This is a genomic window from Clostridium sp. MCC344, from assembly GCF_018785365.1.
In the GTDB taxonomy this organism is placed as follows: domain Bacteria; phylum Bacillota; class Clostridia; order Lachnospirales; family Lachnospiraceae; genus Pilosibacter.
This window is the reverse complement of the sequence record NZ_WQPQ01000111.1, coordinates 3,394-3,618: the sequence shown is the minus strand read 5'-3', so window position 1 is coordinate 3,618 and position 225 is coordinate 3,394. Positions and strand designations below refer to the sequence as shown.

Here is a 225-nt window from a genome sequence, read left to right as displayed (position 1 = left end):
GTTATCTTTCTTGATTCTTTATGCAAGTAATCTTTTCTCTGGTGAGCGATATGTGTATGGATCCGCGCCACTTTTTTCTGCTGTTTTTTATAACGATTGCTTCCCTTCCGGCAATGACTCAGTTTTCTCTGCGCTTTCGCCAGTTTTTCCTCGCTGTTTCTGAAATAGTGCGGATAACCTGCATGTTTTCCATTGGAATCTACATATAGTTCTTTCATGGAAAAG

The 225-nt window shown here is 40.0% G+C and carries 1 protein-coding gene; it reads right to left on the bottom strand.

Features of this window, described 5'->3' with window-relative positions:
* A partial coding sequence (locus GPK90_RS18030) for a transposase (RefSeq protein WP_215703604.1) occupies positions 1–218 on the bottom strand: 218 nt, incomplete at its 3' end.
* Between the last annotated feature and the right edge of the window lie 7 nt (positions 219–225).